The organism is Paraburkholderia sp. A3BS-1L (genome assembly GCF_051125215.1).
GTDB lineage: Bacteria > Pseudomonadota > Gammaproteobacteria > Burkholderiales > Burkholderiaceae > Paraburkholderia.
This window is the reverse complement of sequence record NZ_CP120445.1, coordinates 311771-330074: the sequence shown is the minus strand read 5'-3', so window position 1 is coordinate 330074 and position 18304 is coordinate 311771. Positions and strand designations below refer to the sequence as shown.

Annotated in this window: 17 protein-coding genes; 4 read left to right on the top strand and 13 right to left on the bottom strand. The window is 63.6% G+C overall.

Features of this window, described 5'->3' with window-relative positions:
• The first annotated feature begins 201 nt into the window (after window positions 1-201).
• On the top strand, window positions 202-564 hold the full coding sequence (locus P5W99_RS32250) for a hypothetical protein (protein WP_434666396.1): 363 nt from the start codon (window positions 202-204) through the stop codon (window positions 562-564).
• A 95-nt stretch (window positions 565-659) separates the two neighbouring features.
• Here the strand turns inward: P5W99_RS32250 and P5W99_RS32245 are convergent, their stop codons facing one another.
• The 12 genes from P5W99_RS32245 to catA form a co-directional block, all read right to left on the bottom strand.
• Window positions 660-1664, bottom strand: coding sequence for a porin (locus P5W99_RS32245; RefSeq protein WP_434666393.1), 1005 nt, complete (start codon window positions 1662-1664; stop codon window positions 660-662).
• Between the two features lie 81 nt (window positions 1665-1745).
• Complete coding sequence (locus P5W99_RS32240; protein ID WP_421028603.1) at window positions 1746-4316, bottom strand: glucose/quinate/shikimate family membrane-bound PQQ-dependent dehydrogenase; 2571 nt, start codon at window positions 4314-4316, stop codon at window positions 1746-1748.
• Between the two features lie 51 nt (window positions 4317-4367).
• Window positions 4368-5474: a porin gene (locus tag P5W99_RS32235; protein WP_421028602.1), complete on the bottom strand. Its 1107-nt coding sequence runs from the start codon at window positions 5472-5474 to the stop codon at window positions 4368-4370.
• A 210-nt stretch (window positions 5475-5684) separates the two neighbouring features.
• Entirely contained in the window at window positions 5685-6368 is a 684-nt protein-coding gene (locus tag P5W99_RS32230; RefSeq protein ID WP_421028793.1) for a trimeric intracellular cation channel family protein, read from the bottom strand.
• A 32-nt stretch (window positions 6369-6400) separates the two neighbouring features.
• Window positions 6401-7699, bottom strand: a complete 1299-nt coding sequence (locus tag P5W99_RS32225) for a M20 family metallopeptidase (protein ID WP_421028601.1) — start codon at window positions 7697-7699, stop codon at window positions 6401-6403.
• Window positions 7700-7712: 13 nt separating this feature from the next.
• Window positions 7713-8165, bottom strand: a complete 453-nt coding sequence (locus tag P5W99_RS32220; protein ID WP_421028600.1) for a MarR family winged helix-turn-helix transcriptional regulator — start codon at window positions 8163-8165, stop codon at window positions 7713-7715.
• Between the two features lie 120 nt (window positions 8166-8285).
• Window positions 8286-9491, bottom strand: coding sequence for a benzoate/H(+) symporter BenE family transporter (locus tag P5W99_RS32215; protein WP_434666388.1), 1206 nt, complete (start codon window positions 9489-9491; stop codon window positions 8286-8288).
• 3 nt (window positions 9492-9494) lie between these two features.
• Window positions 9495-10271 (bottom strand): benzoate diol dehydrogenase BenD, encoded by a 777-nt coding sequence (benD, locus tag P5W99_RS32210; protein WP_421028598.1) that lies wholly within the window; start codon window positions 10269-10271, stop codon window positions 9495-9497.
• The gene (gene benC / locus P5W99_RS32205; protein WP_421028597.1) at window positions 10268-11290 is read right to left on the bottom strand and encodes a benzoate 1,2-dioxygenase electron transfer component BenC; all 1023 of its coding nucleotides are present in this window, start codon (window positions 11288-11290) and stop codon (window positions 10268-10270) included. Before benC ends, benD begins: the two co-directional genes overlap by 4 nt.
• A 54-nt stretch (window positions 11291-11344) precedes the next feature.
• Window positions 11345-11833: a benzoate 1,2-dioxygenase small subunit gene (benB, locus tag P5W99_RS32200; protein WP_421028596.1), complete on the bottom strand. Its 489-nt coding sequence runs from the start codon at window positions 11831-11833 to the stop codon at window positions 11345-11347.
• Entirely contained in the window at window positions 11830-13188 is a 1359-nt protein-coding gene (locus P5W99_RS32195; protein WP_421028595.1) for a Rieske 2Fe-2S domain-containing protein, read from the bottom strand. The genes benB and P5W99_RS32195 overlap by 4 nt, the downstream gene beginning before the upstream one ends.
• Before the next feature lie 128 nt (window positions 13189-13316).
• Window positions 13317-14252: a catechol 1,2-dioxygenase gene (gene catA / locus P5W99_RS32190; RefSeq protein WP_421028594.1), complete on the bottom strand. Its 936-nt coding sequence runs from the start codon at window positions 14250-14252 to the stop codon at window positions 13317-13319.
• 190 nt (window positions 14253-14442) lie between these two features.
• Between catA and P5W99_RS32185 the strand changes: the two genes are divergently transcribed.
• From P5W99_RS32185 to catC, 3 genes are all read left to right on the top strand, one after another.
• Window positions 14443-15360 (top strand): LysR family transcriptional regulator, encoded by a 918-nt coding sequence (locus P5W99_RS32185; protein WP_421028593.1) that lies wholly within the window; start codon window positions 14443-14445, stop codon window positions 15358-15360.
• A gap of 136 nt (window positions 15361-15496) precedes the next feature.
• Entirely contained in the window at window positions 15497-16615 is a 1119-nt protein-coding gene (locus P5W99_RS32180) for a muconate/chloromuconate family cycloisomerase (protein ID WP_421028592.1), read from the top strand.
• 52 nt (window positions 16616-16667) lie between these two features.
• Window positions 16668-16946 (top strand): muconolactone Delta-isomerase, encoded by a 279-nt coding sequence (gene catC, locus P5W99_RS32175; protein ID WP_434666381.1) that lies wholly within the window; start codon window positions 16668-16670, stop codon window positions 16944-16946.
• Window positions 16947-16977: 31 nt separating this feature from the next.
• Here the strand turns inward: catC and P5W99_RS32170 are convergent, their stop codons facing one another.
• Window positions 16978-18303, bottom strand: coding sequence for a type II toxin-antitoxin system HipA family toxin (locus P5W99_RS32170; protein WP_421028590.1), 1326 nt, complete (start codon window positions 18301-18303; stop codon window positions 16978-16980).
• Window position 18304 lies beyond the last annotated feature (1 nt).

Genomic DNA, 18304 nt, shown 5'->3' with positions numbered 1-18304 from the left:
GCGCCGCATTGCAGCATTTACAGGACCCTATTGGCAGTGCCCTTTTCAATTTACGGGGTCGAATACGGGTTACAAGAAAGCGACAATTAACGCCTGAAAATGGCTGCATTTCGTTTAATGGATTCGTATACTCCCGGCGTAAAGTCGAATCTGCCGGAGCAGCTCCGCTGCCAGCGCTTCCCGGCTTTCAGGAGAGATGCGGTGGATTCGTTTAGCAATACGAGGCAATTGACGCTGCGCGCGATGATCGCGTGCGCAGCGCTATCGGCTCCGGTGCTTGCCCAGGCGCAGGACCTCGGCGCCACGGGCAGTGCGCTCAGCGGCGCGTTATTCAACGGCTCCAGCGTTTCGGTCAAGGCCACGCGCAACATCGTCGACAGCGCAAAGGTCGACAATCTCGCCATTCCCCAGTTCGATTCATCCGGAAAATCGAAGACGCCGCCGCCGCGCGTGATGCCTTTCATCGACGGCGGCTATGGGCGCAGGCGGCCGGCAGTGGGCCTCGACTTCTCGTTCGAGCTGGGCGAGGCGTGCAACAGCCGGCCCGCATCGTCACCGGTTTAGCCGATCCTGAACTTGTCGAAGTCGTCCTGCCAGGTCGAGCGCTGATTGCCACGGGCAGAAAGCGCAAAGCGCGCCGCAAAGGCAAGGGCCGGCGGCTAGAACCGGTCGATCATCCCGAGCTGCACACCCCGCACCGTCGCGCCCGGCCACGATGGCGGAAGACCGGTGACGCTCACGCCACGCAACGTCATTTCGCCCTGCCCGTGATTGCGCAGCCAACCAGCGCTCGCGTAAAGCAATACGCGCGCCGAGACGTCGTACTTGCAAGCCGCGCTGAACTGGTCGGCGTCATTGTCGCCGCCGGAGCGGTCGCGCATAAACGTGTAGCCCAGCGCAGCGCGAAAACGCGCGCTCACCGCATAGCGCGCCGATATCGACACGCCATCGTTGTGATAGCGCGGCGTGCCGCCATCGCCGTTGAAGAACGAAACAAAACCCGTGATCGGGCCGTATACATACGAAACGCCGCCCAGATTCGCACGCAGCGCGCCATTGCCATGCGTTTGCTGGTGCGCGTATGAAATGCGCAATGGGCCGTTGCGATACACAAAGGTTTCGATGTTTCCCGCGATGCCGTTGCCATCGCCATCGCTCGCATTGCGCAGCGCGATCATCAGCGTCGTCGAGAAGCCGTGGAATTCGGGCGAAAGCCAGGTGATGGCGTTGCTCTCGTACGGCGTGATCTTCGAGAGATTGTTGAGCCCCGAGGCGATGGTGCCCGCGCCGAACGCATCGAGCCCGCCCTTGAATGGAATGTAGATGGGTGAGTACTGGCGGCCCACGCGCAGCGTGCCGTACGGCGTGCCCAGGCCGATCCACGCCTGGCGGTTGAAAATCGTGTTATTCACCGCGAACGTGCCGTCGTTCGAGCCGAAGCCGTTCTCCAGGGCGAACAGAATCCGCACACCGTTGCCGATGTCCTCGGCGCCGCGCAGGCCCATGCGCGAACCGCGATACGCGCCCGAGTCCATGCGCGCGACGTAGCCCGCGCCAGGGTTGGTGACTTCGATGCTCGTGTCGAGCAAGCCGTAGAGCGTGACGGTGCTTTGGGCATGCGCGTCACGCGGGTGCGCCGCCAGCACAAAGAGCACGAAGAGCAAGACGAGCGCGCCTGGCGGCGCGCTCCGCTCGCAAAAGCGGGCGCGAAGCCGCACACAAAACCACACACAAAGCCGCACGCGTTACTGCGGCAACGCGTAGGCGATCACGTAGTCGCCGAGCTTCGTGCCGAACGAGCCATGCCCGCCCGCCGCGATCACCACGTACTGCCGCCCGTTGACCGAATAGCTCATCGGCGTGGCCTGGCCGCCTGCCGGCAGACGGGCGCGCCAGATCTCCTTGCCGGTGTTCACGTCGAACCCGCGGATATAGTTGTCCGCCGTCGCGCCGATGAAGGCCACGCCGCCCGCCGTGACGATCGGGCCGCCCAGCATCGGCATGCCCATCTTGAACGGCAGCGGAACAGGCGAGCTGTCACGCACCGTGCCGATGCGCTTCTTCCACACGATCTCGTTGGTTTTCAAATCGATTGCGGCCATGTAGCCCCATGCCGGCTGCTTGCACGGCAGGCCGAACGGCGAGAGGAACGGGTTGAGCGTCACGCCGTAGGGCACGCCGTATTGCGGCTGGATACCCGACTCCGTGCCGCTGCCCTTGGCGCCCGGCTCCGGCTCCATCGGGTTGCCCGGGCCGCGCGGGATCAGCCGCGAGACGAACGGCAGCGCGATCGGGTTGGCGATGGCGATCTGGCGGTCCGTATCGACGGCAATGCCGCCCCACTCGAACATCCCGAGGTTGCCCGGGAATACCAGCGTGCCTTGCAGCGAAGGCGGCGTGAAGGTGCCTTCGTAGCGCAGCTTGTGGAACATGACGCGGCACACGAGCTGGTCGTACATCGTCGCGCCCCACATGTCGGCGTCGGTGAGCAGCTTCTTCGGGCGGAACGTGAGCGAGGAGAACGGTTGCGTCGGCGCGACGTGGTCGCCAGGCGCCGCGCCTTGCGGCACCGGCATTTCGGGCGCCGGCACGACGGGCTGGCCGGTGCGGCGGTCGAGCACGAACAGGTTGCCCGTCTTCGCAGGGCCGTACACCACCGGCACGGTCTTGCCGTCCTTGTCGGCGATGTCGGCGAGCGTGGGCTGCGAGGGCATGTCCATGTCCCACAGGTCGTGGTGCGCGGTCTGGTAGAACCAGGCGAGCTTGCCTGTGGACGCGTGCAGCGCCAGGATGCCGCTCGCGTAGCGCTCCATCAGCGGCGTGCGGTCGCCGCCCCAGATGTCCGGCGTCTTCACGCCCATCGGCAGATAGACGATGTCGAGCTTCGCGTCGTAGGCGGCGGGCGCCCACGAGTTCGGCGAATTCCACGTGTAATGCTCGCCCGGGCCTGGAATCTTGTTCGGACTCTCCGCGCCCGTGTCGAACACCCAGAGCAGCTCGCCCGTGCGTACGTCGAAGCCACGGATCACCCCCGACGGTTCGCGGTTCGAGAAGTTGTCCTCCACCGCGCCCGCCATCACGATCACCTTGTTCGTGACGACCGGCGGCGAGGTGGGCTCGTACATGCCCGGCGTATTGACCGGCATCGCATGCTGCAGGTCGAGCTCGCCGTTGTTGCCGAAGCCCGCGCAGCGCTCGCCGGTGATCGCATCGAGGGCATAGAGGTGGCCGTCGTTCACGGGCAGCAGGATGCGGCGCGTGCAGGCGCCGTTCGCCGATGCGGTGGTCGCTGGCGCGGCCGGTGCGGCATCGCTCGCCGGCGCGGCAGCTTGACTGGCCGATGCGCCTGCGTCGCTGGCGGGCGCAGCGCCCTGCGTCGACGAAGTGGCTATGGCGTCCGATGCCGCGGCTTGCGCGGACGAAGCGCTGGCTGCAACGTCGCTCGCGGCGGCGGCGGGCGTTGTTGCCGCGTTCGCCGCATTCGCCGCGAGATCGATATACGACACGCCGCGGCAAGTCACATGCTGGAAGGACGGATCGGCCTGCAGCTTCGGATCGAATTTCCACTTGAGCTCGCCCGTCTGCGCGTCGAGCACGAAAAGCTTCTGGTGCGGCGAGCACAGATAGAGCAGCTTGCCGATCTTCAGCGGCGTGACCTCATTGGTGATCTCGACCGGATCGTTCGGGCCTTTCATGTCGCCCGTGCGGAAGGTCCAGGCCACCCGCAGGTTCTTCACGTTTTCCGGCGTGATCTGTTGCAGCGGCGAATAGCGCGTGCCTTCCTGAGTGCGACCGTAGGCGGGCCAGTCGGCAGGATCGATGCCGTCGGGATTCGCAGCAGGCGTCGTACCCGCCGATGCGCCGAACGAACCGTTGATCGTCTGCGGATCGTTGAAGCACGCGTAGACCAGCACGCCCGCCCAGATCACGAGCGCGGCGACGAGCGTGCTCACGCCCAGCTTCTTCGCGCCTTCGAGCCGCCAGCTCACGAGCAGCAGGAGCCACACGCCAAAGACGACCAGCACGCCGGAGCGCGGCGCGAGCGCCCAGAAGTCGGGCCCCGACTCCCAGAGCGACCAGATTGCCGTGCCCACCAGCACGAGCGCATAGAGCACGAGCGCGGCGGGACTGCGCCGGTGCAACAGCCACGTCACGCCGAGCAGCACGACGCCGGTCACGACGTAGTACGGAGAGCCGCCGAGCGAAAGCAGCCATGCGCCGCCCGCCAGCAGATAGAGCGCCGTAAGCGCGATGAAAACTAGCGTAATGCCGCCGATGAACCCCGGCGACGTCGACGATGCAGCTTGCCTGGACATGATGGTCTCAACCTCCGTTTGAGGGCGCCGCTTTCACCGCTCTTGATCAGATCAGAATACGTGCATCATGCCGATGTACGCGCCAGTCTGCGACTCGCCGGCCATCGGGCTCGTGGGCGAACCCGAATCGCGCGGCGTGGCGAACACCGAGAAGGTCCCGTTCTTGCTGTTATCCACGTACGCAACGGTGCCGTAAAGGAAGGTGCGCGCGCTCAGGTTGTAAGTGGTCCCGAGCGCATAGAGCATGGCATGGCTCGACGGATCATGCGCAGCGTCGCCACCGCCCTCGCCCACGTGAATATAGAAACCCGCCGCCGTCATGGCCCAGCGCGGCGTAGCCTGGTAGGTCGCGCCCAACCAGTAGTGGTCGGCGCTATGCGCCACGCCCACGGGCGAGTCGGGCGCGGAATAGTGCGTGTAGGCAGCCTGAATCTTGAACTTCTGCACGCGCAGATTGCCGCCCGCGAAATACTCGCGCGAGGCCGTGAAGATGTTTGAAAGGCGGCCGTTCTGATCGCGCAGCTCGTCGTAGATGCCGCGCACGTCGAAGAGCGACGAGTGATACGTGAGCATGATGCCGTCCGAGCGGCCGAACTCGCCCGGCGCGCCGCTGTTCCATGCGCCCGGCTGATTACCGAACGCATATTGCCCCTGCACGTCGAAGCCATGCCAGACCGGGCTGTGATATTCGACGTTGTTGCTGGTCTGCTGCCAGTTGCGGCCGCGCACGAGCGAAGCCGACGACACCGCCTGCTGCACGAACGGATCGAATTCCCATACGCCATCGCTGTCGATGAAGAGATTGCGGCCCGCCTGCAACTGGCCCCACGTCTCGTTCTTCATGCCGACATAGGCGCGGCGCGAGAACAACCGGCCGCCCCCCGTGGTGCCGTTCATGATCTGCACGGCGGTTTCGAGGTCGAACAGCGCACGGGTGCCGCCGCCCAGATCCTCGCTGCCCTTGAGGCCGAACATGCTGGTGCCCCAATCTCCGCCTTCCGCGCTCCAGCGGGTCGAGCTGCCGCCCGTGCCGTTGGCGATATGGTTCAGGTATTCGATGCCGCCGTCGACGCGGCCATAGAGCGTCACGCTCGATTGTGCCGAGGCAGCCGTGCTGGCTGCGAGCAGGACACACGCGCCCAGTTGCTTTTTTCCCATCTCAGCTCCCAGGTGGGTTTCTTGCTTCGCTTTTCCGTACCGCTGGGGATGCTTCACGCGGCGCCAGGGGCCAGGCATCGTTCGATGCACACTGATCCAACCGCACTGCGTCTGGAAAAATATAGCGCGTCATTGAAGCGAGTGCTTTCTCGCTGCACGCCGCCATCATGCGCGGCATGGACGGCCGCGCTTCATCGGCCCTTGAACACGCTATCGTTCGTTTTGGTGTTGCCGATCGTCGGCCGGATTGGTACGGGAATGCGTGTGCCTCGCGCCTTCACGCGCATGAAACACGGGCAGACGCCAGCCGAAATGCAGCGCCGCGAGCCGCAGCGCCACGCAGGCCGCAGTCGCGACCCATGGCGTCCAGGACGACGACCACTCGGCCGCATTGAGCCCGACCTGTAACGCCGCCCCCAGGAGCGCAGCCGACGCATAGATCTCGCGCTCCAGAATCGCGGGAACGCGCGAAAGCAGAATGTCACGCAGCACGCCGCCGCCCACCGCGCTCACCATGCCGAGCAGGATCGCGGTCTCTGCACTGTTGGTCCAGATCCACGCCTTCTGCGCACCCGACACCGCGAACAGTCCCAGCCCGATCGCATCGAAAAACAGCACCGGATGGCGCAGCCGCCGCACTTTTGGATAAGCGGCAATAGTGAGCGCCGCCGCGAGCAGCGACACCGCCAGATACGCCCAGTTGGACAGCCCCGCGGGCGGAATCGCGCCGATGCTCACATCGCGCACGATGCCGCCGCCGCACGCCACCATGAAGGTCACGACGATGATGCCGAACAGATCGAGCCGCCGCTGCCGCGCGGCCACGGCGCCCGAGATCGCGAATGCAAAGGTGCCGACCAGATCGAGGACCGTGTACGCCGTATGGGCGTTCATATGCGCGCTGACGTGCGCACCCAGTGCTGCGCTCACGCTGCCTCGCTTTCCTGTCCGGTTGTGCACTCGCGCTGATTCTCGTAGCCAAGCCACGCGCCGGCGGCGCAAAGCATGGCTTCGACGCCCGCACGCAGCGTCGTGTCGATAACCGGCGCGAACAAGGGCGAGTGATTGCTCGGAATCTCGTTGATCTTCTTTGCCGCTTTGGCCTTCGCGTAAATCTCGGGATCGGTGCCGCCGACGAACCAGAACGCGTATGGCACGCCCCATTCGCGGCCAAACACGCTGAAGTCCTCGCTGGCGGCCGCAGGCTGCGTTTCGTAGGCGCGCTCGCCAAAATGCGCCTCGAATGCCGTGCGCAGGCGCGCGGTGGTGGCGTCGTCGTTCACGGTAAGCGGGAGGGTCGAGATCGTGGTGAACTCAGGTTCGCGCGGCGCATTGGAAGCTGCACATTCCGCGCAGCAAATGCGCCGGATCGCGCCGAGCATGTACTCGCGCACGTCCTCGTCGTAGGTGCGCACATTGAGCTTGAGCGTGGCATCGTCGGGAATGATGTTTTCCTTCGTGCCCGCCTGCAATGAGCCGACGGTGAGCACGGCGCGATCACTCGGCGCGATCTCGCGCGAAACGATGGTCTGCAGGCGCAGCGTGGTAGAGGCCGCCATGATCACCGGATCGATCGACGTCTGCGGCTGCGAGCCGTGCGAACCGCGGCCGAAGAGCTTTACCTTGATGCTGTCGCCGGCCGAGAGAATCGTGCCGCTGCGATACCCGACCGTGCCCGCCGAGCCCACCATCACGTGCTGGCCGAGGATGACGTCGGGCTTCGGAAAGCGCGCGATCATGCCGTCGTCGACCATGCTGCGCGCGCCGCGGCCCACCTCCTCGCCGGGCTGGAACACCGCCATGAGCGTGCCGCGCCAGCCGTCGCGATGCGCCGCCATCAAACGCGCGGCGCCCAGCAACCAGGTCACGTGCATGTCATGGCCGCAAGCGTGCGCGACACCCACCTGCACGCCGTCCTCGTCCTTCACGGTGACCTTGCTCGCATAGGGCAAACCCGTGGACTCGGTCACCGGCAACGCGTCCATGTCGGCGCGCAGCATCACCACCGGGCCCTCGCCGTTGCGCAGCAGCGCCACCACCCCGGTCACGCCGACTTCGCGCGTGACTTCGAAGCCGAGCTTTTCCACGTAATCGGCGACGATTTGCGCAGTGCGGAACTCCTGCATCGAGAGTTCCGGATGCGCGTGCAGGTCCTTGTAGATCGACTCAAGCTCGGGCAAAAGCGCGTCGATGTCGGGTGCGAACGATGAAGCCAGATTGTGCATGAGTCACTCCTGGTCAGGTTGCGCCGCTGGCGTTCACCAGCAGGCTATCTGAAAGTTTTTCCAGCAGGCGGTCAAGTATCTTGCGCTCGCCAAGCGTGAGTGCGGCCGAGAGCTCGGCTTCGAGCGCGGCGCCCGCCTTCGCGGAGGCCCTCGCCACCTTGACGCCTTCGGGCGTGCCGCTCAGTGCGACGCTGCGGCGGTCCTGAGCATGCGTATCGCGGACGATCAGGCCGCGCCCCTCCAGTTCGGCCAACGTCTTGGAGAGCAGGGTTTTTTCGATCAAGGCGCGCTGCGAAACGGCTTTGGGCGTGATGCCGGCCTCGCCGCAAACGAGCCGCAGCACGCGCAGCGCGCGCACGTCGAGACCCCAGCGCTCGCGGTAGACGGCGTTGGCGCGCTCGATCAGCAGCGCGCTCGCGAGGTCGAGCCTGAAGGTGAGAAAACCGGAATAGAGTCCTGTGGACAAGCGCGTACTCCCGTGGCGTGCACCGGCAAGACCGGTGACGCATGGGAGTATAGTTATTTAGTTGAAAATTTCAACCAGATTCCTGCAAATGACGCGGCGCCGCGCGTGTGGCCGCCCGGTTCATTTTTGAATCACGCTCATGCGGGGTTGGCGCACAGACTTCCATCGCAGCAACGCGTGCGCCGCGAGACCGAACAGCAGCCCCCAAAAAGCCGCACCTAAACCGAACAGCGACATGCCCGATGCCGAAACAATAAATGTGACCAATGCGGCGTCGCGATCGCCGGCATCGGCCATCGATGCGGCCAACGCGCTTGCGACAGTCGGGAACAGCGCAAGCCCCGCGAGCGCGGCGATCAACTCCTTCGGCAGCATGGCAAACAGCGAGAGCACTGTCGCGGCGATGGCGCCAAGCACGATATACAGCACACCGCCCGATACCCCGGCGACATAGCGTTTGCCCGGATCTTCATGCGCCTCGTGGCCCGTGCAAATGGCCGCCGTGATTGCGGCCAGATTCAGGCCATGGCACCCGAACGGCGCGAGCAAAGCGGAAGCCGCCGACGACCATGCTATGACCGGCCCGGCGCTGGGCCGCGTGTAGCCCGCGTTGCGCATCACCGCCATGCCCGGCACCCACTGTCCCGTGAGCGCCACCACCACCAGCGGCAACGAGATGTTGACGATGGCCTGCCAGTCCAAACGCGGCGTGGTCCAGACCGGGCTGGTGAGCTGCATTGGCGGTACGTGGCCGACGAGCTTTCCGAGCGCGACCGAGATCAACGCACCGACCACGAGCACGCCTGCCACGGCATAGCGCGGGAACGCGCGACGGCCTATAAAGAACGCAATGAACATCGAGCCGACCAGTACCGGCTGCGCGGGCAACACGACAAACAGCTTCGATGTGAAGCCGAACAGAATACCCGCGAGCATCGCTGCGGAAATGCCCGCCGGCAATCTGGAAACGATCTTGTCGAACGTTCCGGTGACGCCCACGAGACAAATGACGAGGCTTGCCGCGAGATACGCACCGACTGCCGCCGCATAATCGACCGTGGGCAGCAGCGAAATCAGCAGCGCCGAGCCCGGCGCCGACCACGCGATGACCACCGGCACCTTGTAGCGCAACGACAGCACGATGCCGAGCACGCCGGAGCCCACCGCGATCGTCCACACCCATGATTCAAGCAGCGCATGGGGCAAGCCTTGCGCCGCCTGGAACACGATGACGAGCGGCCCGGCGAACGAGATCAGCGTGGCGATGCATCCGGCGAGCACGGCAGGCAGCGAGCAATCCTTGATCAACTGGCGCATGGCGTTCATGTGTCAGCCGTTGTCTCCGCCCGCGACCGGCAGCACGGTGCCGGTGATATAGCTGGCCTCGTCCGACGCCAGAAAGAGGATCGGCGCGATTTGTTCGTCGAGTGTGCCGTAGCGCTTGAAGAACGTCGATTCGGTGACCTGCTGCACCGCTTCGTTCATCCACGCTTTTTCCTGCTCGCTATCTCCGGCCGCATTGCGCGGAACGCGGCGTGCGGGCGCGCTAGTGCCGCCCGGGGCGCTCGCGACCACGCGAATATTGTGCTCGCCGTATTCCATGGCCAGCGCCTGGGTTAGCGTGTTGACGCCGCCCTTGGCCGCCGAATACGGCACGCGGCGAATACCGCGCGTGGCGTTCGACGAAACGTTGACGATGGTTCCGCCACCCCGCGCGAGCAAATGCGGCAGCACCGCATGGCACGCATATAGCGTGGGCATCAGCGAGCGGCGAATTTCCGCGTCGATCTGTGCCGGTTCGAATTCGGCGAACGGACGCATGCGAATCGCGCCGCCCACGCCGTTGATCAAAATGTCGATGCCGCCGAACTTCTCGGCAGCGAACGCCATGGTCGCCCGCGCGCCTTCGTAGGTCTCCAGATCGGCGACGAATCCCGCGGTCTGCGCGCCTTCAGCCTCGGCGGCGACTTCAGAAACGAAATCGGCGCGATCGACGAACACCACCTTGCCGCCCTCGGCGGCCGCACGCAGCGCCACGCCCCGCCCGATGCCCTGCGCCGCGCCCGTGACGACGACGACCTTGCCTGTGAATCGTTGCATGTTCATGCCGCCTTCGCCGGTGCGTTGGGAGTGAACTTCTCGTATTGGAAGCTGTTCGGCTTCACGCCTTCGTCGTCGAAATACTTGCGCACCGCGTCGACCATCGGCGGCGGCCCGCACAGGTACACGTCGACATCGCCGTCGTTCAGTGCGTCGGCCGGAATGTGCTGCGTAACCCAGCCCTTGCGCGGATGATTCGATTCCGCTTCGGCCACGACAGTCGCAAAGCTGAAATTCGGCAGCTTCGCCATATACGCCTCGATCTCCTCCACCTGCACCAGATCGAGATCGCGCGTGACGCCGTAAATCAGATGCACCTTCTGCTGCGGATTCGTGCGCGCCAGCACTTCGAGCATCGAAAGGAACGGCGCGAGGCCCGTGCCGCCGGCCAGGAACAGCAACGGCCGCTGCAAGTCGCGCAAATAAAAACTGCCAAGCGGCCCGTGCAACTCGAGCTTTTCGCCGGGCTGAGCCGATTCCAGCCACGTGCTCATGACGCCGCCGGGAATCTTCTTGATCAGGAAGCTGATTTTCGCTTCGCCCGGCGCCGATGAAAACGAGTACGAGCGACGCTGCCCGCTGCCGGGAACGTCGATGTTCACGTACTGCCCTGGCAGGAACACCGGCGCGTTCGCATCCACATTCATTTCGAGCACCACGGCTGCATCGTTGTGCTGCTCGACCTTCGAGACGGTCGCGGCAAATTTGCCGTGCCCTGTCTTGCACGCGGAAGACGAGGTGGGAACCGCAATCACGCAATCGCTTTGCGGCACCATCTGGCAGGTCAGCACGAGACCGCCGTTCTTTTCCTCCTCGGTCAGCGCATCTTCGATGTAATCGTCGCCGAGATCGTAGCTGCCGCTCTCCGCGCGGCACTTGCAGGTACCGCACACGCCATCGGAGCAATCCATCGGCAAATTGATCTTCGCGCGAAAGGCAGCGTCGAGCACCTTCTCCCCCGCCTTACAGTCGATGAAACGGGTGACGCCGTCCTCGAAATTCAGTGCAACCTTGAAACTGGACATGGGAACCTCCTCCACTGCCTGTGATACTTGCCTCTGATGGCTTCTGGCTCGACGTCAAACGTGGTAGACGTCGAGAACCTGCCGGATATAGTCGTTCTTCAGCACGATCTTCTTGTATGCGATCAACAAGTCGTCGCCAGCTTTTCGCAACGTCACGAACATCGTGCCGAAGTATTGGTCATTCACCTTGTAGCGGTGGCTCAGCGTGTGAAAGTTGTACCGCACGTCCACTTCGTTTTCGCGCTCGGCCAGCACTTCCACGTTCGTGACGTTGTGACTGGTGCGCGGCTCGGGCGTCGAAGCGCCGCTGCGCTCGGTCTTGATGCGAAACACGCGATCCTCGAGCCCGCCTTTATCGGGGTAATACATCAGCGAGATCTGGCTTTCGTGGTCGTCGGTCAACTGGTCGTCGTCGTCCCATGCGGGCATCCAGTAAGTGACATCGTCCGTATAGCAGGCGAGCCATTCGTCCCACTGGCGGTCGTCCAGGAGTCGCGCTTCACGGTAGAGCGCTGCGCAAATTTTCCGGTAATCGAAGCTCATGCCCGTGCCCCTTGCTGTTCCTTCTTCAGTGCGTCACGCATCACGCGCACCCAGTATTCGTGCTGACACACGAACAATCCCTCGTCTTCGCTGCGCTCGCCCGAAATGAGCGGCTTCAGCCCCATCTTGCTGGCGTTTTCGTCGGGGCCTTCGACCCACAACGGCGCACCGCGCGACAGGTCGTTCCACATTGCCGTGATGCCGGCGTAACCGTTCTGGCACGCACGGAACTCTTCCAGATCGTCGGCGGTCCCCATGCCGGAGACGTTGAAGAAGTCTTCATACTGGCGAATGCGTGTCGCGCGGTCGGCAGCGCTTTCCCCCTTCGGCGCGAAGCAGAAAATGGAGACTTCGGTTTTATCCACGCTGATCGGACGCACGACACGAATCTGCGTGCTGAACTGATCCATCAGGAACACATTCGGATACAGGCAGAGATTGCGCGTCTGATTGACGATGAAGTCCGCCTTCACCTCGCCCACGCGCGCCTTGATTTCGTCTCGCTGACGATAGACCGGCCGCACTTCGGGGTTCATCGTTTTCGTCCACAGCAAGATGTGCCCGTAGTCGAAGCCATAGACGCCGGCCACGGATTTGCTCCAGCTATTCGCGTCCACGGCCTGGGTGCCGTCTTCCTTGCGGCGCCCCATTGTGGCGGCGTAATTCCAGTGAACAGTGCTGACGTGGTAGCCGTCGCAGCCGTTCTCCATCTGCATCTTCCAGTTGCCTTCGTAGATGTACGAGGAGTTGCCGCGCAGCACTTCGAGACCTTCCGGAGCCTGGTCGACAATCTGGTCGATGATCACGCGGGCTTCACCGAGGTAGTCTTCGAGCGGCACGGCATCCGCATTGAGACTGCCGAACAGGAAGCCACGGTAGTTCTGGAAGCGCGCAACCTTCTTCAGATCGTGCGAGCCGTGCGTATTGAATTGCACGGGATATTCGGTGGTCTTTTCGTCCTTGACTTTCAGCAGCTTGCCGGTATTGGAAAAGGTCCAGCCGTGGAACGGGCAGGTGAAGCTGCCCTTGTTGCCGTGCTTGCGCCGGCACAGCATCGCACCCTTGTGCGCACAGGCATTGATGACGGCGTTCAATTCGCCAGTCTTGTCGCGTGTGATGACCACGGGCTGGCGGCCAATCCACGTGGTGTAGTAATCGTTGTTATTGGGAATCTGGCTTTCGTGCGCGAGATACACCCAGTTGTTCTCGAAGATGTGTTTCATCTCCAGTTCGAACAAATCGGCGTTGGTGAAGATATCGCGGCGGCAGCGGAAGATACCGGCCTCTTTGTCATCCTGCACCGCCGTGGCGAGCAGATGATCCAGTTCGTTAGCTTTGTCGATAATGGCGGACATGGTTCCTCTCCGTGGACGCGAACTGGCCCCTGCACAGAACTCGCGCATCGGTATCGAATGATTTTTGCGGGATCCCGCTATGGCAGCAGAACTAGCTGGCCACCGTCATAGCGGGATGTTGCGGGGTATTACGCCGTGACTGAAGCGCGCGGGCGATTGACGATCTGGTTGTCCTTGCCCTGCACCAGCGTGGTCAGTGCGAAGTTGAACTCGATGTCCTTGTACGTGTCAGCCTTCAAGCCCAATGCCGTACCGCCGGTTTTCTCGACGACGTGAGGAATCAACTCCTCACGCGTGGCGTAGGCGAAGTCGTCCCAGATCAGCGGATCGCCTTCGATGTTGAACTGCGTCGTGAGCTTGCGATGACTGTCGCTGGTGACGAAGAAGTGCACGTGCGCGGGACGATTGCCGTGACGGGCAATTTCGTCTAGAAGCTGCTGCGTGGCGCCTTGCGGAGGGCAGCCGTAGCCCACCGGCATCAGCGTGCGGAATTCGTACTTGCCATCGGCACCGGTCTTCACTGCGCCGCGCAGGTTGAAGTCGCTTTGCGCGCCCGTCGGGTCGAAGTGCGAGTAGAAGCCCTTCGAATTCGCGTGCCAGCATTCGACCACGGCGCCAACGACCGGCTTGCCATCCGGACCGGTAACCGTGCCGTGAATGATGAGCGGGCCCGCGTCCGCGTCGGGATTGATGTCGATTTTCGACACGCCATCGCGCAGGGGCGCACCGGCCACATACAGCGGGCCTTCGATGGTGCGTGGCGTGCCGCCTTCGATGCCTGCAGCCTTGTCCGCTGCATCCATGCGGATGTCGAGGTACTTCTCCAGGCCGAGCCCCGCCGCGAGGAGCGCAGCCTCGCCATCCTTGCCGAGCTTGTTCAGATAGTGAATGCCGGCCCAGACTTCATCGGGCGAAATGTCGAGATCGTCGATGGCTTGAAACAAATCGCCCAGCAAACGATTGAGAATCTGCTTGAAGCGGGGATTGCCGTCCGCGCCACCGAGGTTGGTGGCTGCTTTCAGCAGGTTTTGCACTTCCTGGGTGTCGAATACCTTCGCGCTCATGGCTACTGTCTCCACTTCTTTATCTCAGGGAAAATAACTCGGCATTTCTCGCCGCTTCAATCGGACCGGAGTTTTCATGCTCCGAAGGTATAATGAATGGCGTCGAATGCTGTGAGAGAAGCATAGTTGGCAGGCAGTAGGCGCGTCCAACACTGAATTAGTATCAGGACCATATCCGGCAGGTATGAACATGGAGCTGAGACACCTGCGCTACTTCGTGGCCGTCGCCGAAGAGCGCAATTTCACGCGCGCCGCTCAGCGGCTGCATATTGCCCAGCCACCGCTTTCGCGGCAAATCCAGCAGCTCGAGGAAATGCTGGGCGTGCAACTTTTCGAGCGCGACTCGCGCCCGCTCAAGCTCACCGACACCGGCCGCTTCTTTTATCAGCATGCGGTGCAGCTACTCGCGCAGACGGCCGAGCTCGAGTCCATGACGCGGCGCGTGGGCAAGATTGAGCGCAGCCTTTCGGTGGGCTTCGTCGGCTCGACGCTTTACGGCATGCTGCCGAAAATCATCCGGCGCTATCGTCAGGAGAATGCCGCGGTCGAATTGAGCCTCATCGAAATGTCAACAACGGACCAGATCAAGGCGCTCAAGGAAGGCCGCATCGACGTCGGGTTCGGGCGCATTCGTCTGGAGGATCCGAGTATTCGCCGCGTGGTGCTGCGCGAGGAGCGTCTGATCGTTGCGCTGCCGCTCGGGCATCCGCTCGTCGATGCCAAGCCGACGCTTTCGCTGCGCGAGCTCGTCAACGAGACCGTCATCATTTACCCGAAGCACCCGCGCCCCAGTTATGCCGACCAGGTGCTCGCGGCCTTTCACGACCGTGCGCTCGAACCGCAACACCTTTACGAGGCGCGCGAACTGCAGATCGCACTCGGACTCGTGGCGGCGGGCGAAGGCATTTCGATCGTGCCGAGCAGCGTCTACGGCCTCAAGCGCGATGACGTGTCGTACAAGGATCTCGACGATGCCAAGCTCACCTCGCCCATCATCATGAGCACGCGCATGCTCGATGAATCCGAGGATGTGCGCCGCATGCTCGAACTCATCTATGTGCTCTACGCAGAAGAGAAAATGGAGCACCTCGCGCCGCCGGAGCGCTAAACCTGCTCGCCATTCAATGCGCATGCGCCACTGGCACCATACCTGGCAAGTATCGATTCAGACATTTTCGGTGTTGGACACATCGCCCGCACGGCCTGCATACTCGGTCCAACTCACTTGATCCAATCTGCCAGGTATGAACGCAACCATCAGCTCCATTGAAGCGATCCTCGTGGATCTGCCGACCATTCGCGCGCACCAGCTCGCGATGGCCACCATGCAGCAGCAAACGCTCGTGATCGTCCGATTGCGCTGCAGCGACGGCGTCGAAGGCATCGGCGAGGCGACCACGATCGGCGGCCTCTCGTATGGCGACGAAAGCCCCGAAGGCATCAAGCTCACTATCGACACCTATCTTGCACCCGCGCTCAAAGGTGTGGACGCAACCAATATTCACGCGGCCATGGCGCGGCTCGACAAGGTCGCACGCGGCAACCGTTTCGCGAAATGCGCACTGGAAACGGCGCTGCTCGATGCCCAGGGCAAGCGCCTTGGCGTTTCGCTCGCCACGCTGCTCGGCGGCGCGGTGCGCACCGCCCTGCCCACGCTGTGGACGCTTGCGAGCGGCGACACGCAGCGCGACATCGACGAAGCGGAGCGCTGGCTTGGCGAGCGCCGCCACGACACCTTCAAGCTCAAGATCGGCCGGCGCAGCGTGCGCGAAGACGTGGCGCACGTCTCAGCCATCAAGCGCGCGCTGGGCGACCGGGCGCGCGTGACCGTGGACGTCAACCAGGCCTGGAACGAAGCCGATGCGGCAACCGGCATCGCCATGCTCGAAGCCGCCGGCATCGACCTGATCGAGCAGCCGGTGCCCCGCGAGCAGCGCGCGGCGCTGGCGCGGCTTGCGGCGCGCTTCGTCGTACCGATCATGGCCGACGAAACGCTGATGGGCCCGGAAGATGCGCTCGACCTCGTGCGCGGTGCGTGCGCCGATGTGTTCGCGCTGAAGATCATGAAATCGGGCGGAATCTACGGCACGCTGCGCACGGCCGCCGTGGGCGACGCGGGCGGCATGGCGCTCTATGGCGGCACGATGCTCGAAGGCAGTGTGGGCACGCTCGCGGCGGCGCATTGCTTCGCGACGCTGCCAAGGCTCGCGTGGGGCACGGAATTGTTTGGACCACTGCTCGTGAAGGACGATATCGTGGTCGAGCGGCCTGTGTATCGCGACTTCTGTCTGCATCTGCCGGAAGGCCCCGGGCTTGGCATCGCAATCGATGAAGACAAGCTCGCTCACTATCGCCGTAAATAACATTCACGTGTATTTTGGCTTCCTGATTAATTGATTTTGACGAGGACATAACATGCTTTTCATGGTTCGTATGGACGTGCACATTCCCGCCGATATGCCCGCTGCACAGGCCGAGGAAATCAAGGCGCGTGAGAAGGCGTACTCGCAGGACCTGCAACGTCAGGGCAAATGGCTGGCGCTGTATCGCATCGTGGGTGAATACGCGAACTACAGCCTGTTCGACGTGGAATCGAACGACGAGCTGCACACGCTGCTTTCCGGGCTGCCGCTGTTCCCGTACATGACGATGAACGTCACGCCGCTCGCGAAGCATCCCTCTTCCATCCGCTGAGCGCTGCCATCACGCAGCCTGAGGTGAACGGCTAAGACACGAGCCGTTGCGCGGAGAAGCGCAGCCCGTCGAACAGCTTCGCTGCCACGCGCTCAGGAAAGCCTTCCGGCAACGTGGCGGCCACCTCGTCGATGACTGTCGGCGTGCGAGCAACGAAACGCTCGACGATCGAAGCAGCGTCGGCGCCGTAGTGACATAGCTGCGCGGTGGCGTCGAAGTGGCTGCGCTTCACGTCGCGCATGCGGTAGTGCCGTCCCTTGCCCCACACCGCCATCGCCAGCGTAGCCTTGTGCCACGACCACTGATTGCCGCCGTCGCCCGCGACGGGCCAGATCGACATGACGTCGTAGAGCGGTGCAAGCTGAAAGCGCCCGCCCGGCAGGAGACGCAGGCTGAAATTCTTCGCATGGCCGTCGGGCGCCGCCAGCATCCAGAAGGCAATCTGCGCGGCGAGGAAAGTTTCGATGTCTTCGCGCGCGGCTTGGGACTGGCGCAAAAGGTCCGCGATCTCGCGCACGCCCGGGCCGCCCTGGGATTCGTACTTGAAATGTGGCGGCACGCCGAGCGCCTGGCAAAAATCCTCCTGCGGCAAGCGCAGCAGCATGCCGCTGCGCGACACCGCGCGGTCGAAGCGCTCGACCGCCAGCACTTTCTGCGCGCCGAACGTGACGATCTGCGCGTTCGACACCGGCAGCCCATAGGCCTTGAGCAAGGCCAGGCACAGCCACTCGTTCTCCACCGAGGTATGAAAATCCACCTTGCGATGGCCGATCAGGCCAAGCGGCAGCTTGAGGATGTGCGTCGTGGGCGTGGCGCCGTGGGGTAAATGCCAGCGGCCCTCGTGATAAAGCAGCGCGGTCTTTTCCTGCGCGCCCGCGAGCGAGATGCGCAATTCTTCGTCCGGGGCGCCCATGCCGCCCGGCAGCGCGCCTGAAGTTTCCAGCAGGAGCCGTTCGACGGCCGCATCGTCGAGCGGCGTGCCCTCGATGCGTTCGATGCGCGCCGGCGTCTCGTCCTCTTCCAGCAGCTGCACGGCGCCCACGCAGTCGCGGCCGACCGCCTTGAGCAGGTCGAACGCGCCGAGTGACCCGGTGCTAAAGCGCGCCGCGATGCGTCGGCGAATTTGCGTGCTATCGGGCAGCAGATTGTCGAAGTAGTTGTACACTCGCGCGCCGCGCAGCGGCCGCTCGCCCAGGCCGAACGGCAGCGAGAGCGAAAGCGGCCGCCCCGCCGCCGATGCCTTCCAGGCGGGGTCATAGCGCAGTTCGGTCTCACCCAAGGGCGGTACTGTCCAGGTGCCGACGCGCTCGCCGTTGGCCCAGATCGAGAGTGTGCGGGAGTGCGATTTGCGCCCCATC